The sequence below is a fragment of the Rhizobium sp. CB2179 genome (genome assembly GCF_057653455.1).
The window spans coordinates 2,884,644-2,899,920 of the sequence record NZ_CM172781.1; the positions used below are offsets into that span (position 1 = coordinate 2,884,644).

At 55.3% G+C, this 15,277-nt stretch carries 16 protein-coding genes and 3 pseudogenes; 5 read left to right on the forward strand and 14 right to left on the reverse strand.

Annotated elements, in window-relative coordinates; translation table 11 throughout:
• Position 1 precedes the first annotated feature (1 nt).
• A pseudogene (locus tag AC244Q_RS14510) lies at positions 2 to 261 on the forward strand (hypothetical protein).
• A gap of 431 nt (positions 262 to 692) precedes the next feature.
• Here AC244Q_RS14510 and AC244Q_RS14515 read toward each other — a convergent pair.
• The 3 genes and pseudogenes from AC244Q_RS14515 to AC244Q_RS14525 all read right to left on the reverse strand — a co-directional run.
• Complete coding sequence (locus tag AC244Q_RS14515; RefSeq protein WP_128407865.1) at positions 693 to 1,559, reverse strand: WD40 repeat domain-containing protein; 867 nt, start codon at positions 1,557 to 1,559, stop codon at positions 693 to 695.
• Positions 1,556 to 1,921, reverse strand: coding sequence for a hypothetical protein (locus AC244Q_RS14520; RefSeq protein ID WP_128407866.1), 366 nt, complete (start codon positions 1,919 to 1,921; stop codon positions 1,556 to 1,558). Before AC244Q_RS14520 ends, AC244Q_RS14515 begins: the two co-directional genes overlap by 4 nt.
• A 390-nt stretch (positions 1,922 to 2,311) precedes the next feature.
• A pseudogene (locus AC244Q_RS14525) lies at positions 2,312 to 2,584 on the reverse strand (hypothetical protein); the annotation flags it as partial.
• Between the two features lie 13 nt (positions 2,585 to 2,597).
• On the opposite strand from AC244Q_RS14525, the pseudogene AC244Q_RS14530 reads away from it, so the two are divergent.
• Positions 2,598 to 2,720 (forward strand): annotated as a pseudogene (locus tag AC244Q_RS14530) (hypothetical protein); the annotation flags it as partial.
• 136 nt (positions 2,721 to 2,856) lie between these two features.
• Here the strand turns inward: AC244Q_RS14530 and AC244Q_RS14535 are convergent.
• The 3 genes from AC244Q_RS14535 to AC244Q_RS14545 form a co-directional block, all read right to left on the reverse strand.
• Positions 2,857 to 3,450: a type II secretion system protein gene (locus AC244Q_RS14535; protein WP_128407867.1), complete on the reverse strand. Its 594-nt coding sequence runs from the start codon at positions 3,448 to 3,450 to the stop codon at positions 2,857 to 2,859.
• 195 nt (positions 3,451 to 3,645) lie between these two features.
• Entirely contained in the window at positions 3,646 to 3,975 is a 330-nt protein-coding gene (locus tag AC244Q_RS14540) for a hypothetical protein (RefSeq protein ID WP_128407868.1), read from the reverse strand.
• Positions 3,972 to 4,322, reverse strand: coding sequence for a hypothetical protein (locus AC244Q_RS14545; protein WP_128407869.1), 351 nt, complete (start codon positions 4,320 to 4,322; stop codon positions 3,972 to 3,974). Before AC244Q_RS14545 ends, AC244Q_RS14540 begins: the two co-directional genes overlap by 4 nt.
• Positions 4,323 to 4,852: 530 nt before the next feature.
• Between AC244Q_RS14545 and AC244Q_RS14550 the strand changes: the two genes are divergently transcribed.
• Complete coding sequence (locus tag AC244Q_RS14550; protein ID WP_128407870.1) at positions 4,853 to 6,013, forward strand: hypothetical protein; 1,161 nt, start codon at positions 4,853 to 4,855, stop codon at positions 6,011 to 6,013.
• A 299-nt stretch (positions 6,014 to 6,312) separates the two neighbouring features.
• Here the strand turns inward: AC244Q_RS14550 and AC244Q_RS14555 are convergent, their stop codons facing one another.
• The 4 genes from AC244Q_RS14555 to AC244Q_RS14570 are packed head-to-tail and all read right to left on the reverse strand — an operon-like array spanning position 6,313 to position 8,855.
• Positions 6,313 to 7,671, reverse strand: a complete 1,359-nt coding sequence (locus AC244Q_RS14555) for a ThiF family adenylyltransferase (RefSeq protein ID WP_128407871.1) — start codon at positions 7,669 to 7,671, stop codon at positions 6,313 to 6,315.
• Positions 7,668 to 8,138 (reverse strand): Mov34/MPN/PAD-1 family protein, encoded by a 471-nt coding sequence (locus AC244Q_RS14560; protein WP_128407872.1) that lies wholly within the window; start codon positions 8,136 to 8,138, stop codon positions 7,668 to 7,670. Before AC244Q_RS14560 ends, AC244Q_RS14555 begins: the two co-directional genes overlap by 4 nt.
• Positions 8,135 to 8,560: a hypothetical protein gene (locus AC244Q_RS14565; RefSeq protein WP_128407873.1), complete on the reverse strand. Its 426-nt coding sequence runs from the start codon at positions 8,558 to 8,560 to the stop codon at positions 8,135 to 8,137. Before AC244Q_RS14565 ends, AC244Q_RS14560 begins: the two co-directional genes overlap by 4 nt.
• Entirely contained in the window at positions 8,541 to 8,855 is a 315-nt protein-coding gene (locus AC244Q_RS14570; RefSeq protein WP_245460674.1) for a hypothetical protein, read from the reverse strand. Before AC244Q_RS14570 ends, AC244Q_RS14565 begins: the two co-directional genes overlap by 20 nt.
• Positions 8,856 to 9,091: 236 nt before the next feature.
• On the opposite strand from AC244Q_RS14570, the gene AC244Q_RS14575 reads away from it, so the two are divergent.
• Both AC244Q_RS14575 and AC244Q_RS14580 read left to right on the forward strand, forming a co-directional pair.
• Entirely contained in the window at positions 9,092 to 9,343 is a 252-nt protein-coding gene (locus tag AC244Q_RS14575; protein WP_245460675.1) for a helix-turn-helix domain-containing protein, read from the forward strand.
• Between the two features lie 16 nt (positions 9,344 to 9,359).
• Complete coding sequence (locus tag AC244Q_RS14580; protein WP_128407876.1) at positions 9,360 to 9,896, forward strand: ImmA/IrrE family metallo-endopeptidase; 537 nt, start codon at positions 9,360 to 9,362, stop codon at positions 9,894 to 9,896.
• Between the two features lie 2,182 nt (positions 9,897 to 12,078).
• Here AC244Q_RS14580 and AC244Q_RS14585 read toward each other — a convergent pair.
• The 4 genes from AC244Q_RS14585 to tnpA form a co-directional block, all read right to left on the reverse strand.
• Positions 12,079 to 12,375 (reverse strand): hypothetical protein, encoded by a 297-nt coding sequence (locus tag AC244Q_RS14585; RefSeq protein ID WP_003554972.1) that lies wholly within the window; start codon positions 12,373 to 12,375, stop codon positions 12,079 to 12,081.
• On the reverse strand, positions 12,375 to 13,997 hold the full coding sequence (tnpC, locus tag AC244Q_RS14590) for an IS66 family transposase (protein WP_012756396.1): 1,623 nt from the start codon (positions 13,995 to 13,997) through the stop codon (positions 12,375 to 12,377). The genes AC244Q_RS14585 and tnpC overlap by 1 nt, the downstream gene beginning before the upstream one ends.
• Before the next feature lie 63 nt (positions 13,998 to 14,060).
• Positions 14,061 to 14,354, reverse strand: coding sequence for an IS66 family insertion sequence element accessory protein TnpB (tnpB, locus tag AC244Q_RS14595; protein ID WP_130665924.1), 294 nt, complete (start codon positions 14,352 to 14,354; stop codon positions 14,061 to 14,063).
• Between the two features lie 50 nt (positions 14,355 to 14,404).
• Positions 14,405 to 14,773 (reverse strand): IS66-like element accessory protein TnpA, encoded by a 369-nt coding sequence (tnpA, locus tag AC244Q_RS14600; protein ID WP_012756395.1) that lies wholly within the window; start codon positions 14,771 to 14,773, stop codon positions 14,405 to 14,407.
• Between the last annotated feature and the right edge of the window lie 504 nt (positions 14,774 to 15,277).

Genomic DNA, 15,277 nt, shown 5'->3' on the forward strand with positions numbered 1-15,277 from the left:
CATGCATCTGGCGGATACGAGGATCGAGCACGAAGCTGGCGGCTGGAAGATCGATTTCATCGGAGATGACGGCGACGCCGTCTCTGTGAAGGTCGCGGACGAGCACGCGGTCAGCGCTGATGAAGCCCTCGAAAGAGCGAAGGCCGTGATGGTGCAGTTGACGGCATACGGAACCCGAGGTGGAGGCCGTAGAACTCATACGATGCCGTCAGCAATGGCAATTTCGACGACGACGAACCGCTTCTGGACACCCGGCATTAGCTGGCGAAAGCTTCGACCCCCTCCAGCCGCGGGTAAGCAACAATCGCCGACCGTATAGATACGGAATTGTGTAACAACTGGCACAAGGCGTACTATGGTGGCTTGTTGCAAGCGTCTTCCGCGAGTCCCGTGATGCCAAGGCAAACCTCTTTAGACCCACATGACCGAGAACGCAAAGCAACCGCCGCGCGGCTTCGCTTTGAGAAAGCTACCGTCGAGATAGCCGCTGAGCACCGTTTTGGCAGTCCTGATGTTCGATCCACTGAGATCGAAATGTTGGAAGAAGCAAGTCGGCTTGTCAAAGACGCTCGACCGAACAGCTAACTATCCTAAAAGCACCGGTTACCCCGTGTTGCTATCGACGCGCCAGCAGCGGGCATTCGCCGCGCCGCGAAGCTACTGAAATAAGCCAATTCCGGGCGGATTGCCCGCTAACGCAACAAGGTAACCCAAAAACGGCGCTCACCTGATTCAGAAACATTATAAATAATCTGCTGCCCATCAGCGAAACCTGCCAATACTTCTGTACCATCATCGCTGAACCCAAGCGCAACCTTTGGTATTGATGGCCCTTCCCACTTCTTAATTAGACGCGATTTCGTGACGTCCCAGAGACGAATATTGCCCGCCTCATCTGCCTCAACGATCCGACTACTGTCTGGACTAAATGCTGCAATGTCGGGTCGATTTTGACTGTAAAAGACGGATCGAATCCTCATAGAGGCCGTATCCCAAAGCTCGACCGCGCCATTCAAACAGACGACGCTTAGCAGGTCTCCCGACGGAGCGAACACGATACTCAGGGGTTCAGATCCAGGTAAAATCGTGCCCAACTGGCTACCTGTCGATGCATCGAAAAACATCACTCGACGATCCGTCCCATTGGGTACGATCGCTATCGTCGTTGCCGTTGCATTAAACTGCGCTAAAGAAACCCCCGCAGTCGATAAGGTAGCAAGAATCCTGTTGGTGTCGCTTTTGACAAGGCTGCCAGCGGCGGAAACGAAGGTACGCCGATCAAAGCTGATCGCTTTAATGTTTGACGTTTCTCGGAGGTGTTGCGTCAGTTGGCGCTCGCGCAAAGCCGAAGCTTCTGCACGTGTAGCCAATTCGTATGCTCGGTCTGCGGCCGTCTTTTGTTGCATTGCGAAGATTAGCGATGTAGAAGCCGTTGCAGCCAGCGCGATAGCGGCCACAAAACTCCAGACGAAGATTTTGCGTTTGCGATCGACAGTATCTATAAACTCGGCCCTTTGAGCAAGCGCGCTAAGCTCATCTGACGGAGTAATGGGTATCATCCTGCTACTCCTTTTTCATACATCTTCCACACAATGTCAGTTACTCTTCTCAGATCATCATCAGATGTTCCGGAAGAACCAAGCAATACATCAATACGAATCTGCAGTGCACGTACTATTCTTATCCGGTCTCTCCGCAAGAGATACTCTTTGATTGGGAAAGCACTCAAGCTGGAAACGAATGCTCCACCGACCTTCTGAGTTAGATCGACAAGCTGCGTCGGCCTAAATGAGGGGTGAAACGTGAGTGCAATCACAAAAATGCCAATAGAAAAGACTAGGAAAGCAAAGAAAAGATAATACTTAACGGCGGACCGATCATTAAGAATAAATGGCTCAAGATCAGGAACCTGAATTGCCAAAGGACTGCACCCGCGTTTGAAGCCCTAGTCATTGTAAAACTCTAGTCCAACCCTATGATTCAATCAATACGGGAGCGTGTTGCCAATTTTACATGACTCGCCAATTGCCGAATGTGTCGACGAAAAGGCATGTCTCTCGCACAGTGCGCATCCTCCGAGTGGTAGTGATCCTAATTTCTTCTATCGGACGATTTTGGGTCGCCACGTCTTTTGAAACTAGGACGACATTCGACTATTTGCTATGTCCGCTGTTGGGCGCGAAGCTGCCATTCAATAGCCCTGCTCGACTGCGCGGTATGCCGCAGCGTGAACGTTCCGTCTAATGGAAATTCCTGCTCTTGACCTTGAGCTGATCGATATGCAGATCAGGAATGAAGAAGTCCCGCGATTGAAGGTCGCCATGGATTTCCGGAGCTGATCGGCTTCGCCGCCGGTGAAGCCCGCGCAGACCATGGCGACACGCATCGCCGACTCCTGGAACAGCGGCACGCCGAGCGTCTTGTGAAGAACCGCTTCCAGTTCGGGCGTCGGGTATTCGACCTTCTCCTTACCCTCCCGCCGGCGAAGGTATGGATGCACCATGTCGCCTTGGATCGGTCCCGGCCGCACAATGGCCACCTGGATCACGAGATCGTAAAAGGTTCTCGGCTTCATGCGCGGCATCGCCCGATCTTAAGGTATCCTTTGCCAGGGCCGTGGTTCCGCCGCCAATTCGGCCGTCTGCTTCGTGCTCGGTGTTACCTCTATCGATCCTGAAACCAAGCCCGTCACCGCAAGCCCTTGCGCATCTCGGCAACGTTCTTTCCAACTACGAGCAGGTCTTGTTCGATCAGATCGCCAGCCTTGAACTGGAATGCTGGACTGAAGGCACTTGATGGACGCTGATCTCAATGAGCGCGAAGATAACGTCTGATACCTACGGGCCAATCAACGGACTATCGGCTTTCACTGGATTTCGCAGTCAGCTGGAACTCGCTACCAATCTCCAGGATTAGTCGGTTTGCCTCGGTCAGCATCTTCGCGTTTTTCTTATGTTGCGCTTCCCAGTCACACCTATCGTGGCACTCGTTCCAGCTTCGATTCGTGGGCGTATCTTGTTCTCTGAAAAACCGATCGAGAAAGGCCTGCATTTTTTCAGCAGTTTCTGGCGAAGCCAACGCCTGTGCTCGGCTGGCGTCTACTCGCCATTTTACAATAAGGTCAACGGACCTCTCGGTATAGCGATCGAAAGCTCTGGTTTGCATGTCGGCATTTTTTGCATCCCCCTGCCCGAACCAGCTCACATCCAGCATCAGAGTTTCAAGGGTAAGGATTGTATCAGAAATATCATCGAATAACTTTGCCTGAGCCGTCGCTACCGCCTGTCGAGCCTCACGCGATTGGTCAATCGACTTGATGATGAGAGGTACGAAAATCCCGGAAAGGATGGCAGTCAAAACAAGGAGGACGAGTTTCTCAATAAACCCATCGCTTTTGATTGCCCGTATAAACGGACTGCTTTTGCGCTGCGGAGTTGGAACTTTGCTCATGGATAAACCCAGCCGTCGGAGTAGATGCGGTACTGCGTTCCGAAGTTTCCGCCTTGTCAAGATGAAGCGCGAATGAAGCAAATCCTCTATTGCGCAGCGCGAGATATGGGACGCGCCGACCAGAGCTGTTGTCGAATGAGACGCTCTTATTCGGGATCTTAGGCTCAGGTACTGGGGTTAGCCGGACGCCTTCCCTCAGACATTCAACCGTTGAGTTGCTGCCGCATTCGCTCGCTCCGCAGTATCTTCGGGATCATCTGGGTCGGCGATGTAGACAACGCTGTCATCGTGATAGGTGATTGTGTGCCGCAGTATAATCGACCCTATTGTCGTGATAACATGCCCATTGAGGTATGAATCGCTGAGCGCTTCTTTGATGGTTTCTAACAAGTCTTCCCTGCGGGGATCCACATATAGCAGCTTCGCGGCAAACACGCGCGCACCTGGAGGAGCTGTTGCCAGACACTCCATCATGGAATCGACCAACTCGCTCAGATGGGCAAATCCCGGCTTCAATTTCTTCATACCGCCACCTGCCTGCGGTCGAGTCTCACAGAAACGCCGAGTTCGGTTGACATAAGCCTGCTCCATTCGACTTCTCGTTCTCGGAAGCCGGCGAGCCGCCCGGCAATTGCGTTTGCTACAAACCGGGTTTCCTGTGCAGCGAATTCCAAGGCAACCTCAGTGTCTCCGGTGATACGCTGGGCATCGAGCGTCGCTTGGTCGTCAAGGTCTATTGCTGCAACGGCCGCAGCGTCCTCTGCGATGGCGAGAATGGTAGCAGCGGTCAGCGCGTAGTTCAGCACTTCGATCTTCCGGTGAATTTCGGTCAGGCGATGTGTGGTCATTTCGAGAAGGGTTACCGGGTTCACTGCAGTTGTCTCGTTGATGATTTGGATTGCGTTTAGTGAAACGGCGCGGCCAGATTTTCGCACAAAGCGACCCGAAGATGGCTGCAGACTTGCAGCCAACCACAGCGAGATCGATTTTCGGAAATTCCAGTCCTTGCACTCGTTATGTATTCAGGCTGATCCAGATATTCCCGAAGGTCAATCTGTTTTTCCGATATCCAGGAAACTGTGCAGACGGACATTTACGGGTGCACACAATTGTTAGGATCAGAGCCTCCCGAAAGCGGGCTTCATGAAACCATCGATGGGATGCTCGAAATCGAGGCTTTCCAAAGAGGGCTTCCACCGGCCAACACGCCACTTTCGCGACGTCCTCGAGCCCAGTTCGAAATCGGCGTTTTCCCTCTTGTCACTCGTCGCTTTCCGGGCAAGCATTTGTTTAGTGCCGCGGCGAACTCGTAATTGTCGCGATCTTTGAACACCGATCAGCTCAACGCTATCGCCATCCTGGGAGTGTCCCCGGGACGAGCCAACGCGTCCATAGGAACAAGATGACCACACCCTCCGAAGTCTACACTCTCACCACAGGCGTTTTCCCGGACCGTTATCAAAACGGCACCCAGCTTGAGGGGCCAGTCTACGGAGCGCAGTTGATGTTCACGGGACCGGACGCAGCCATCGAGGTCATCGGAAACAAGATAACCCAGTACATGTTCGGCAGCCGCAGCTGCAATCCATGGTTCGCCGAAGTGATCGAGAACTACAAGAAGGCGATCATCCGGACCGCGGGTGATCTGAGGAAGGCACCCGATGACCGCGTCGTTTTGACAGGCGTCTGGTATCATCTGGACTACAATGAGCGGCCGCGTTTTGAACCGTATGTCATCCATGTCATCTCGGCGGACGGCGTTGTATCGTCACGCCGGTATAAAATCGAAATGTTCGACTATGATTCCCCGGGGGAAGGATTCCTGGGCATGTTGGCGCTTGAGACGACATCGCCTGAGGAAATTAGCCAGTTTCTGAAAAAGGAAGCCGCTAGAATTATGGGTAGGTACACGTCCCATGAACCCTGCGGCCTCAGACCGTTGCAGGGCGTCATCTGGTTCCCCGCTGAAGACAATAATGAAGATGACATCCCAATCATCGTGTCTAAACTGTTCACAGTGAGAGCATCGGACGAACAGCCCGACTACGATGTCGAAGTTTTCCCTTCAGAGGCAGCCAATCCCCTACGCGATGACTTTTCGGAAGCCCTTTCGGAGGCGGGTGAGAAGGTAGAAATCACACGACGTTTGGTCTCCGCCTATGATGCGATCGTAAACGAGCCAGTTTCCGACTCCGACAAAGAGTGGATTCTTAGAAAGCTGTCTCACAGCAGATTCGGTGTCTACCGCGGAGAACTCGTTGTCCGAGAACCTAGATCCGGGCCCATCACGCTGTCCGAACTTGCAAACAGCTCGACCGCGCGTGGCTCTTGGTTTCAGGTCCGGATCGATCTCAACGCCTACGACCCAAGGTTTTCAACCTTCGACGACGACGACAGAAGTGGCCGCAACGATTTTCGGGCGGTGCTGCACGATCGAAAGTTCTCCCCGGCGTCCCAGGAAGAACCCAACTGCCTGCTCGAAAGCGATTGGTATCGGGCGGAAGGGTCGACGGCGGCCGTCCGCTACATGGCGGTTGGTCCGGAGCCTCGGCTTAGTTGGTGACTGCGGGTCATAACCGCTTGGTTGCAGTTCCGGATCGACTTACCGGAGATGGCGCGCACTTCGCCCGATGACAGAAACCGACAATCATCCCGGTGAGTTCGATTGGGGGCGCGACGCGCCCTCTACGCCTGCCCCGTGTCGGCCTTTGACTTCGGAAAAGGCGACAGCCAGGATTTTTTGTGCTGGAAGCACGATGCCTACAAAACGTCCGCCCGGCTGGAGGCCGCAGAAATCGCGGCCAAACTTGCCAGCGCTGAGGCCTAGCATACTTAGCGGGACCGGCATCTCGCTCGCAAGGCCTACTCGAACGACACCTCGGGCCAGACCATTCGATATGCCAGCTTCGTATGAGAGGCACGGCAAAACGGGCAGTCGGGCTCTCTTCCCCTGAAGGACCTCAGTTTTGTATAGGGCGGACGCCACGGATCAAGAAACATGTAGTTCGTGGTGGCCACGCCAGCAGCCCGACGAACGAACTCGAGGGCGAGATAGGCACCCGCGAGGTTTGAGACGAACGCAAACGGAGCCAAGGTCTGCTCTCCGGCGGGTGTCAGGAGAGCCATCTGGCCGCAGAGCTCCTTGAAGAGCGTATCGAATGCCTTCCCGACAAGGTCCGCTTTCTGTAGACCAGGGTGAGCGGCGATGATAAGGCCCGCCACTCGATCATCGATCAGTCCATTCGCATCAACTTCGCTTACGTCGATTCCAAGGCCCGAAGCGATGTCCTTCGCCTTCGCGTCTTCGTCGAGGACGTGCTTATAGATGCAGGCCAGACACGCACCCTCGGTCGGCTGTTCGTGGGAATGCACAATGATCTCGTTGACCCCGGTGGTCGAAGCGTCGACAACCACGAGCGGAAGGTCATTTTGGATCGAGCGCCTCACTGGGCGGCTATCCGTCGCCACCAGCACCTGCCTGACGCGTCCCTCGCGCTGAACGAGGTCGTGAAATGCGCCGACGAAGGGCTTGAACTCAAGATGGGCGAATGACGATTGAGCGTTGTTGGCGAGTACCTTTGCTTTCGGTCCCTTCTCCCCAGGCGCGAAGAATAGGCACCGATTAGCGTTGCCGCCGCCGATGTTCTTGGGATCGACAACGATCAATTCACCCTTGACGTCGAGATGACGAAGAGACCTCAGGAGGCCGTTGCCCACGGCTCCAGCTCCGGCAAGAGCCGTCTCGGCCAACACGATCGGCTTCTCCAGCAGCGCGCGATCCGCTCCCATGGAAGAGAACGATAGCCGGAAATCGCCGGGCGGTGATGGCAGACCTTCTATAGCGCGCCCGAGGACGTAAGACGCCGCGTAGCAAGCGGCAAAAACGATCTGCAAGCCGTGAAGGTCCGGATCGTTGTCAAGCAGCAACGCCGTTTCGCTGAAGCTCGCGCCATCGTCGTCCAATGAGATGTAGACTGTTTTCGCGGCAGCGCCTGATGGTGCGACGCCGACGACGACTTCGACATCCGCCTTGTTGATGTCGTCCACGAGGGCGACGGTTCGCTCCAATTGCTCGGAGAGCTCCTTCGCAAACGAGGCGGCGGTACCTGCCCCTGCCCTGACGGCGACGCGGACGTCGAGAAGCGCCGCGGCTTGATCCTCGTCGACGCCCAGCAAGCGGGCGATCATCAATTGATTTTCCGTGGCAGGGCTCATCGTCATGGGATCACCACCATATGCTCGCTGAACCGCGCGCGAGGAACTTCCAGCCAGCTGTCTTGCTCATTGAGACGAAAAAGCGCCGCCTGATCCAAGAACGTAGAAGCACTTGTGTTTCGAGCGAAATACGGAATGACAAACGACAAAGCGCCTTCGTGACGGATGATCGCCCACTCGTCATCAGCTTGCGAATGGAATGCGTGACCAGGATGAGAGTGAACCTGCGCCACAAGCTTCGTCCGCGTCGTGCGAAGATGCGACATCAGCGCGCTCATGCCTTCCGGCGGGATATGGAAGAAATCCACTGCCGCGCGATGGGCGGGTTCGAGAACCTCACCCACCTGGACTGTCTCGTCGTCGGACCTACGCGCTAACCAGAGCGCGATCCCCTCGCTGCCTCGATTGCCGGCCTTCTTAAGGATCGACAAGGTCTCCTCGATCAACTCGTTCGTGCAGATAAGTGGCTTCATGGAAACGTCCTCCTCCAGGTGTTCCCGATTTGCAGGGCGATGCTTACAAGGTCCATACCGTCGACCGCCCTGTACTGGTCCCAAGCCTCGTTGAGATGACTTTCATGGGTGTGGTACTCGAGCGTTCCCCGCATGCACACGAAAGGTCGGCCCACGACAGGGTGTGGGCCGGCGTGGAAGATGCCGCCGGGCATCTGCCTCTGGCATGGTGTGCCATCGGGGTCGAGAAGCTCCACCGACGGCGGCTGCTCGCTCCACTGCTCGCAACCCATGCGAAGACGGATGGGAAGTCGGTGTTCGAAGGTGAGATCAAGGACAGGAAAAGTCGCTGCGTTGACCACGATCCGGCTTTTTCTGACAAGGATGTCGTTGAGACCAGCGACATCCTTGTCAAAATTTATTTTAGCGAGCGCCTGATGCACCGCCGCCACCTTCGCGCTTGTGCCACTCAATCTCGACGATGCCCTTCAGCCCTTCCTGACGGAAGGTGTGCTTCACATTGACTTCTTTCTCGTCAACGCGCGCAACCCAATCGTCAGTATTAGTCAGATGAAGCTTCTTAGCGGCCTTCTTGAGGACGTCTTCGATCTCGTTATCGCGATCAACCCGCCGGAATTCGTCTTCGGAGGGATAGATGCCAGCGGTGGTAATCACTGCTACCGCAACGTCATCGCCGTGCTTGTCGGCGGCATTCTTCATTTCGGCATTCTCTACCATGTGGTCCATCATGACCCTCCGAGGTTTCTCGATATCCGCCACATCGCGGACGTTAATGTCATTAAGACAAACTTAACCAAATGTCAACATCACAAACACTCACCACGTTGGTGTAATTGACATAAGCCCCAAAAAGACTAGATTTCCCGTATCGGACAACAGATTGAGATACCATGACGGACAGGTTCAACTCGGAACTCGGACGCAAAATCCGGGCAGCGCGAGAGTCCCGAAACATGACGCAGCAACAACTCGGCACCGCCGTTCAGTTATCGAGGACGTCAATCACCAACATCGAACTCGGGCGTCAAAGGTTGCTTGTCGACCAGCTCGCCGGGATTGCATCGACACTTGATAGACCGTTGGCGGAATTGATCCCTACTGCGGAGCTATTGCATCCTGAGACGGATTCCGACGCTGCGCTCGGCCCAGAGATGCCCACAGTCGCGAAATACATCGAGGCGGTGAAACGCGCTGGCCCGCTTTGATGAGAAGGCGCTCCCAATGAAGCCCGTACGAGCAAGGTACGGCCGCATTGAACAGGTCGTTGGCAATCTCCTCGCGGAGAACCACGTGCTGCGTGCGCCTGTACCCGTGGAAGACATCGCCGAGGCTTGCGGTGCCCACGTCCAGGTGCACGAGTTCAACAACGAAATCTCCGGCATGCTGCTTCGCGCGAACGACCAGCAGATCATCGCCGTGGAAAGGAGCCAGTCTCCTGTCCGCAGGAGGTTTACGATCGCTCATGAACTCGGTCACCTGCTTCTCCACGGCGGCCTGGAAGTGCGTCTGGACACGGACTTCAAGATCAACTTTCGGGATTCCACTTCATCCACGGCGGTTGACGTCGAAGAGGTTGAGGCGAACGCGTTCGCGGCAAGCCTTTTGATGCCTCAGCAGTTCCTTCAGCAGGATTTGCGCGACAGGTTCGTCGATGTTGAAGATGAAGCCATGATCAGGGACCTGGCCAGGACATACCATGTCAGCGTCCAGGCGATGACCATCAGGATCGCGACGCTCATGAACTTGCATCGACTGTGATGTTCGCGTTGTTGAGACGTCTGCTAGCCCGGTTCTCAAAGCAAGCTCGTCTTCCCTATTCCCACCGAAACGGCAAGCGGTTCGCGAATTTCGAGCGGTCCAGGTTGTTTGCTGTCGAACCGCCGAGAACACGATGGTCGCCCTGTCATCCATCCACGGCGCGCCTGTTCAAAGCGTCCCTCACCTGCCCCAACGGACACACGCTGACACTTCGCAACCACGTCGTGTCGCAGGATGGGTTTGTATCGCCTAGTGTGGTGTGCCCTGATCGAGGATGTGACTTCCATGAGTGGGTGCGTCTGAAGGGTTGGGTGGAAGATTGTACCGCTCAAAAATTCGTGACAACGAACAGAGCTCCAAAACCATAGTCATCACGATCAACGGCGCTAGATAGACCGCAATCGGCAAGTCCCAATCGGATATTCCCGCTCGATTCAGCTCCGGTTAGAACGGTTCTAGTGGAGTGCGACAACGAAGCTATGGTTGCGATATCGATCCGATCCGCGTCAGGCAATTGGTGGCTGGAGATAAGGGTGCTGAGGAGCTCAGCTCTGGACAACCTGCCTGCCGGCGAACCTCCACGTCAAAATGAATCAACGTCGTTACCACGATTTTAAAGAGGCCTTCTTTGCACTTGAGGGTGCGCGGACGGCCTCGGCCCCTCTGGAGAATGGCGGGCGACGAGAGATCAACGATCCGCGCGAGATGCCGGTTTGAGGACGCCTGCAACGACCAACAATACCGATGTTGACTATACACGTCTGCGAGGACGGGGCCGGTCATTCAACTACCTAGAAAACGCTACAAGCGAACGCCGAGCAATGGTCACCCCTTCAGGCACTACGCTCGAGCAAGAAATAGCCTTTCTTGGGGTCGTATCCTATCACTTCGCTCTTCTGCAGCAGCTTTCGAACCAAATCGATTGGATTGTCCGAGTTTGATAGAAGACCTTTCGATTGAAGCTGCCGGGTCAGATCAGCCCTCTTGAGCGGCTGATCGTGAGCACGAAGGATGTTTTCCGCTGCGCTTCGAAGAGCATCAGCTTTGGACGACCTGGAACGAGGTCCGTTTGCCCCTGCGCTGACCACAGTCCTCATCTCTGAGGAACAGTCGGCCTGGGTAGGCTCCCTTGTCTGCTTTCCACGAGACAGTGCTGTTTCCTGCTCTGACTCGCGCTCTGCATTCGCGATCAACTCTCGGTATCGAGCGATCTCATTGTTCATGTTAGCAAGTTCAGCTTCGTAGGAAGCTGTGACGTTTCGAGATCGCGATACTAGGTCGTCCAGTCCAGCATGCAGCTGGGACAGGTAATTGGCAATCGCCTTCCGTCTCAAAGGCTCCATAGTAGGCCGTCCATCAGTTGTTCAATTATTCCGGAATCACACCTAGACATTCCGGAACTTTCTGATATTCGTATGCTCACGCATTTAGTTCCGATCGGTCACAGAATGCCGCCGACACAAATCGACGGCCGTTGGAGATTATCGAAATGCCAGCACGAGACAATCAAAAACCTACTGGCATAACAACGTCGCTCCGATGGGGCGGAGCCACCTCGCTGGCAGCATCGTTATGGTTAGGCTTGGGCCACCTATCTCTTATTGGCCGATAAGTGCTCGACCAATCCTTATCAATCAATAGCCTAATTCCGGAATAATTCAAGACTCCGATTGGACACCAGACCAATTCCGGACTCCACATTTAATTCCAGACGCCAAAAAATCTCCATAGAGACATAAATTTTTCCGGAACGGCCGGGAGGGAATGATGGAGATTTCGTCCAGTTCAACTCTGGAGACTACGACTGCCTTCAATGGAAATCGTTCGTTCACACACAGGAGTGAATTATGGAAAACGACCCGCCAAACGTCCTGCAACCACCTGAGGTGAATAACCCGCCACTCCTTAGGCGTATCGACGAACATATAGCAAAACAGCGAACGCTGCGGATGGAACGAGGAGCCATGAAGGAACACTTTGTTCTCGAGGTGGTGAGCCAAACTAGGATGCGGGCGGGTATTGCCTCGAATATTTTCGAAACCTTAATGAGACGACGGCGAGCGCAACCGGATATAAATGCAATGAGGCCGGCAAGCACGCTCGCTCATTTTGATCGAAAGGTCACAGCTCATAAGTTGCGAGCTCTCTACGCGATCGCTTACGAAAAGTAACCGCCCGATTGCTACCGCGGCGATTTTGCTTTGATGCGAGCGACGAGCAGCTCGTCGTCAACAAAGCTGTCGAGGAAGTCGTTCCATTCTTGGGGTGAGCGGCGGGCATCTTTGAGCATCTGCTCCAATTCGTCCATGCCGTCGTCCGTCAGTGCGGTCACCGATTCGTCGTCTCCGGTGTACACGGAGATGATGCTGCCGTAGCTCAGATTATCATCGTTGGAGACAATTGCCTGAAGAAGCTCCGGGTCCTCTTCGAGGATTTCGGCAACAAATTTGATCGTACGGACGTAGGTGACTGTCGCCATCAGGCTGCCTTCGCGTCGATTGTGGTGATCGCCGACCAGTTCCACGGAAGCAATTCGTCTAACCGATTGATCTTGTGATCGTGGATGCGATCGAGCACGTCTGCCAGATAGGCCTGCGGATCAAGACCATTCATCTTTGCCGTCTCGATGATCGTCATGGCGCGTGCCAAGGTCTCCGCTCCCGTATCGGCTCCCGCGAAGAGCCAGTTTCGTCTTCCCACGCCTATCGGACGCAGTGCCCGCTCGGCGGCATTGTTGTCGATCGCAACGCGACCGTCTTCGAGGAACAGACAGAGCGAAGACCATCGGCTCAATCCGTAGCGGAAAGCTGTCGCCAGATCGCTTTTGCCCGGAATGCGCGTGAGTTGAGCTTCAGCCCAGTGGCGGAATGCATCGGCCTTAGGCTTGCTCTGCTTTTGACGCGCAGCAAGACGGATCTCAGGAGGCTGCCCATTGATGCCACGCTCGATGTCGTAAAGCGCTCCGATGCGATGAAGAGCCTCTCGCGCGATCTCGGACTTGTTTGATGTCCAGATATCGTGGAAGTCTCGTCGCCAATGAGCCCAGCAGGCGGCTTCCTTGAAGCGAGATTCTCCCTTTTCTCCAGGCGAGTATAGCTTGCCATATCCTTTGTAGCCGTCAGCCTGAAGGATGCCGCTTGATTGCTTGAGGTGGCGGTGGACGTGCTCTTCTTTCCAGTCAGGAGCAAAATAGTAGACTGCACCGGGCGGGGAACTGCCTGCCCATGGACGCTGATCGCGGACATACGTCCAGATCCTGCCCTTCTTCACACCCTTGCCCAACCCCTTGTCTCGCAGCGAGCGATCCAGCACCCTGATCGGGGTGTCGTCCGCATGAAGCAGGTCACTTGCCATGACCGCCGTTTCGATCCGCTCGATGAGAGGCTGCAGAACCTGCATGGCGCGACCACACCAATCAACCATCGTGCTGTCGGGAATGTCGGCGCCCATGCGGGCGAAGATCTCGTTCAGACGGTACAGTGGCAAATGGTCGTCGAACTTCGAGACCAGAATGTACGCCAAGAGGCCAGCGCCGGCCATGCTGCCCGGTATCGGGCGGCTGGGTGCTGCCACCTGCACCATTTTCTCGCAGCAGCGGCAGGACTTCTTCAGTCGAGCAACTTCGATGACTTTCATCTGCGCGGCGATCATGTCGAGGATTTCGCTGACGTCCTCACCGACAAGACGCAATTCACCTCCGCATTCCGGGCAGCAGGAGCCAGGATCGAGCTCTCGGCGCTCGCGAACCGCCTTGTCCGAGACGCGTGGGCGCCGGCGCATGATCTTTTCAGACGTATCCGCCAAGGGAACCACAGACGCCGCCTCATCAGGTTCATCGATTGGCGCCGTACTGCCTTCAGCGGCGGCGATCAACAGATCCTCAAGCGCCAGTTCCAACTGCTCGATTTCACGCTCAATCTTTTCAGACGACTTGCCGAAGACCTGTTTCTTCAGCTTGGCAATGCGCAGCCGCAGCGTTTGGATTAACTGATCATGCGCCTGCAATGTGGCCGACATCTTCGCGTTTTCCGCCTGCAAAGCGGCAATCATTGCCTTGAGAAAGGCTGGATCGTCCGGAAGATTTGTCGTCGCGCTAGACATGATCCTGACTACCACGAGACAGGATAAATTTCCATAAAAACCAGTGGTTTCAGTGGGATAAAATCACCCGACACGGGCCGGTGGCGCACCCCAATCAGGACGACGCCAATCGATCCCTTCCCACAACATCGCCAGTTGGGCCGACGTCAGCCGGGCAGTCCCGTCGGATGCCGAAGGCCAAGGAAACCGCCCCTTCTGCAAGATCTTGTAATACAGGCAGAAGCCCTGGCCATCAAAATACAGCAGCTTCAAACGATCGCCACGCTTGCCGCGAAAGGCGAAGACCGCGCCGCCAGTCGGCTTCTGACGCAAAACATCCTGCGCAAGCGCGGCAAGGCCTTCTACTCCCTTGCGCATATCCGTGATCCCGCACGCAAGATACACCCGAACGCCGGTCCCAGGCCCAATCATGCTGCTTCCACTGCCCGGATAATCTGCGTCAGGACATCGGGAGCCATAGAACTCTCGAAACGAAGCGTGCGGCCGCAGATCAATCGTAGCTCAATCATCCCGGAGCAGCTCTCCCTCAATTTAGGGGCATCGTTCTGCACGGCATTCAGATCGACGGGAATGAACAATGCATTCGAAGACACCGGGAGCAGCCCCTTCTTCTTGAGCTCGCTACGCCAGGCGTATATCTGCTGCCGCGTTACATCATGACGATGAGCAATCTCTGTGATCGTGGCTCCAGAAACCCCAACCGACATGACAATCGCAAGCTTGTCTTCTTCGCGCCACCGCCGTCGACGTTCCTGCCCAAGAATTTCAACGCGCATCGCAATCCTCGCCTAAGACACGTCGCTAACGACGTCGTTAAACACGTGTCTTAGGCCATCAGGGCGCTAGGCGGCAGGCGGTTCCAATCGGGCGGTTACTACGAAAAATCGCTGCGCGACGACATGCTTTCCATGAGACCAGGTACGATGTGCATTTGCCCGGCCCCTGACAACTCAGACTGCGAACCCAATCCCGAATGCATGCGATGCGTATTCAAACACCACGGCATGCCAGTTTCTGTCGTCGAACAGCCATGCGGCAAGGCTGACTAGGCGCAAGGGCCAGTCGTCGATCGTCGGCTGTTGATGAGAAACAACGCGAGCGAACTCTACTCGGTGGCGCGATATCGTCACCGCGTCACCATTAACGTTGTCTGGACGTAAGTGATGTCCCGTCCTGCATTTCCGGAAACGTGGGACCGAGCGCGCCCTCCAGCGAAACTCGCACTGAGGTGTCAATGGCTACTCTCCATTTCCCAAATCGGACAGTACGAAAAGGCGTTC

Bases quoted from the DNA above. Each gene is read 5' to 3' on its own strand.
- AC244Q_RS14550 (WP_128407870.1), top strand. From the start codon at position 4,853: ATGACCACACCCTCCGAAGTCTACACTCTCACCACAGGCGTTTTCCCG.
- AC244Q_RS14515 (WP_128407865.1), bottom strand. From the start codon at position 1,559: ATGATACCCATTACTCCGTCAGATGAGCTTAGCGCGCTTGCTCAAAGG.
- tnpB (WP_130665924.1), bottom strand. From the start codon at position 14,354: ATGCGCAAGGGAGTAGAAGGCCTTGCCGCGCTTGCGCAGGATGTTTTG.
- AC244Q_RS14555 (WP_128407871.1), bottom strand. From the start codon at position 7,671: ATGACGATGAGCCCTGCCACGGAAAATCAATTGATGATCGCCCGCTTG.
- AC244Q_RS14575 (WP_245460675.1), top strand. From the start codon at position 9,092: ATGACGCAGCAACAACTCGGCACCGCCGTTCAGTTATCGAGGACGTCA.
- AC244Q_RS14580 (WP_128407876.1), top strand. From the start codon at position 9,360: ATGAAGCCCGTACGAGCAAGGTACGGCCGCATTGAACAGGTCGTTGGC.
- AC244Q_RS14535 (WP_128407867.1), bottom strand. From the start codon at position 3,450: ATGAGCAAAGTTCCAACTCCGCAGCGCAAAAGCAGTCCGTTTATACGG.
- AC244Q_RS14585 (WP_003554972.1), bottom strand. From the start codon at position 12,375: ATGGCGACAGTCACCTACGTCCGTACGATCAAATTTGTTGCCGAAATC.
- AC244Q_RS14570 (WP_245460674.1), bottom strand. From the start codon at position 8,855: ATGGTAGAGAATGCCGAAATGAAGAATGCCGCCGACAAGCACGGCGAT.
- AC244Q_RS14540 (WP_128407868.1), bottom strand. From the start codon at position 3,975: ATGAAGAAATTGAAGCCGGGATTTGCCCATCTGAGCGAGTTGGTCGAT.
- tnpA (WP_012756395.1), bottom strand. From the start codon at position 14,773: ATGCGCGTTGAAATTCTTGGGCAGGAACGTCGACGGCGGTGGCGCGAA.
- tnpC (WP_012756396.1), bottom strand. From the start codon at position 13,997: ATGTCTAGCGCGACGACAAATCTTCCGGACGATCCAGCCTTTCTCAAG.
- AC244Q_RS14560 (WP_128407872.1), bottom strand. From the start codon at position 8,138: ATGAAGCCACTTATCTGCACGAACGAGTTGATCGAGGAGACCTTGTCG.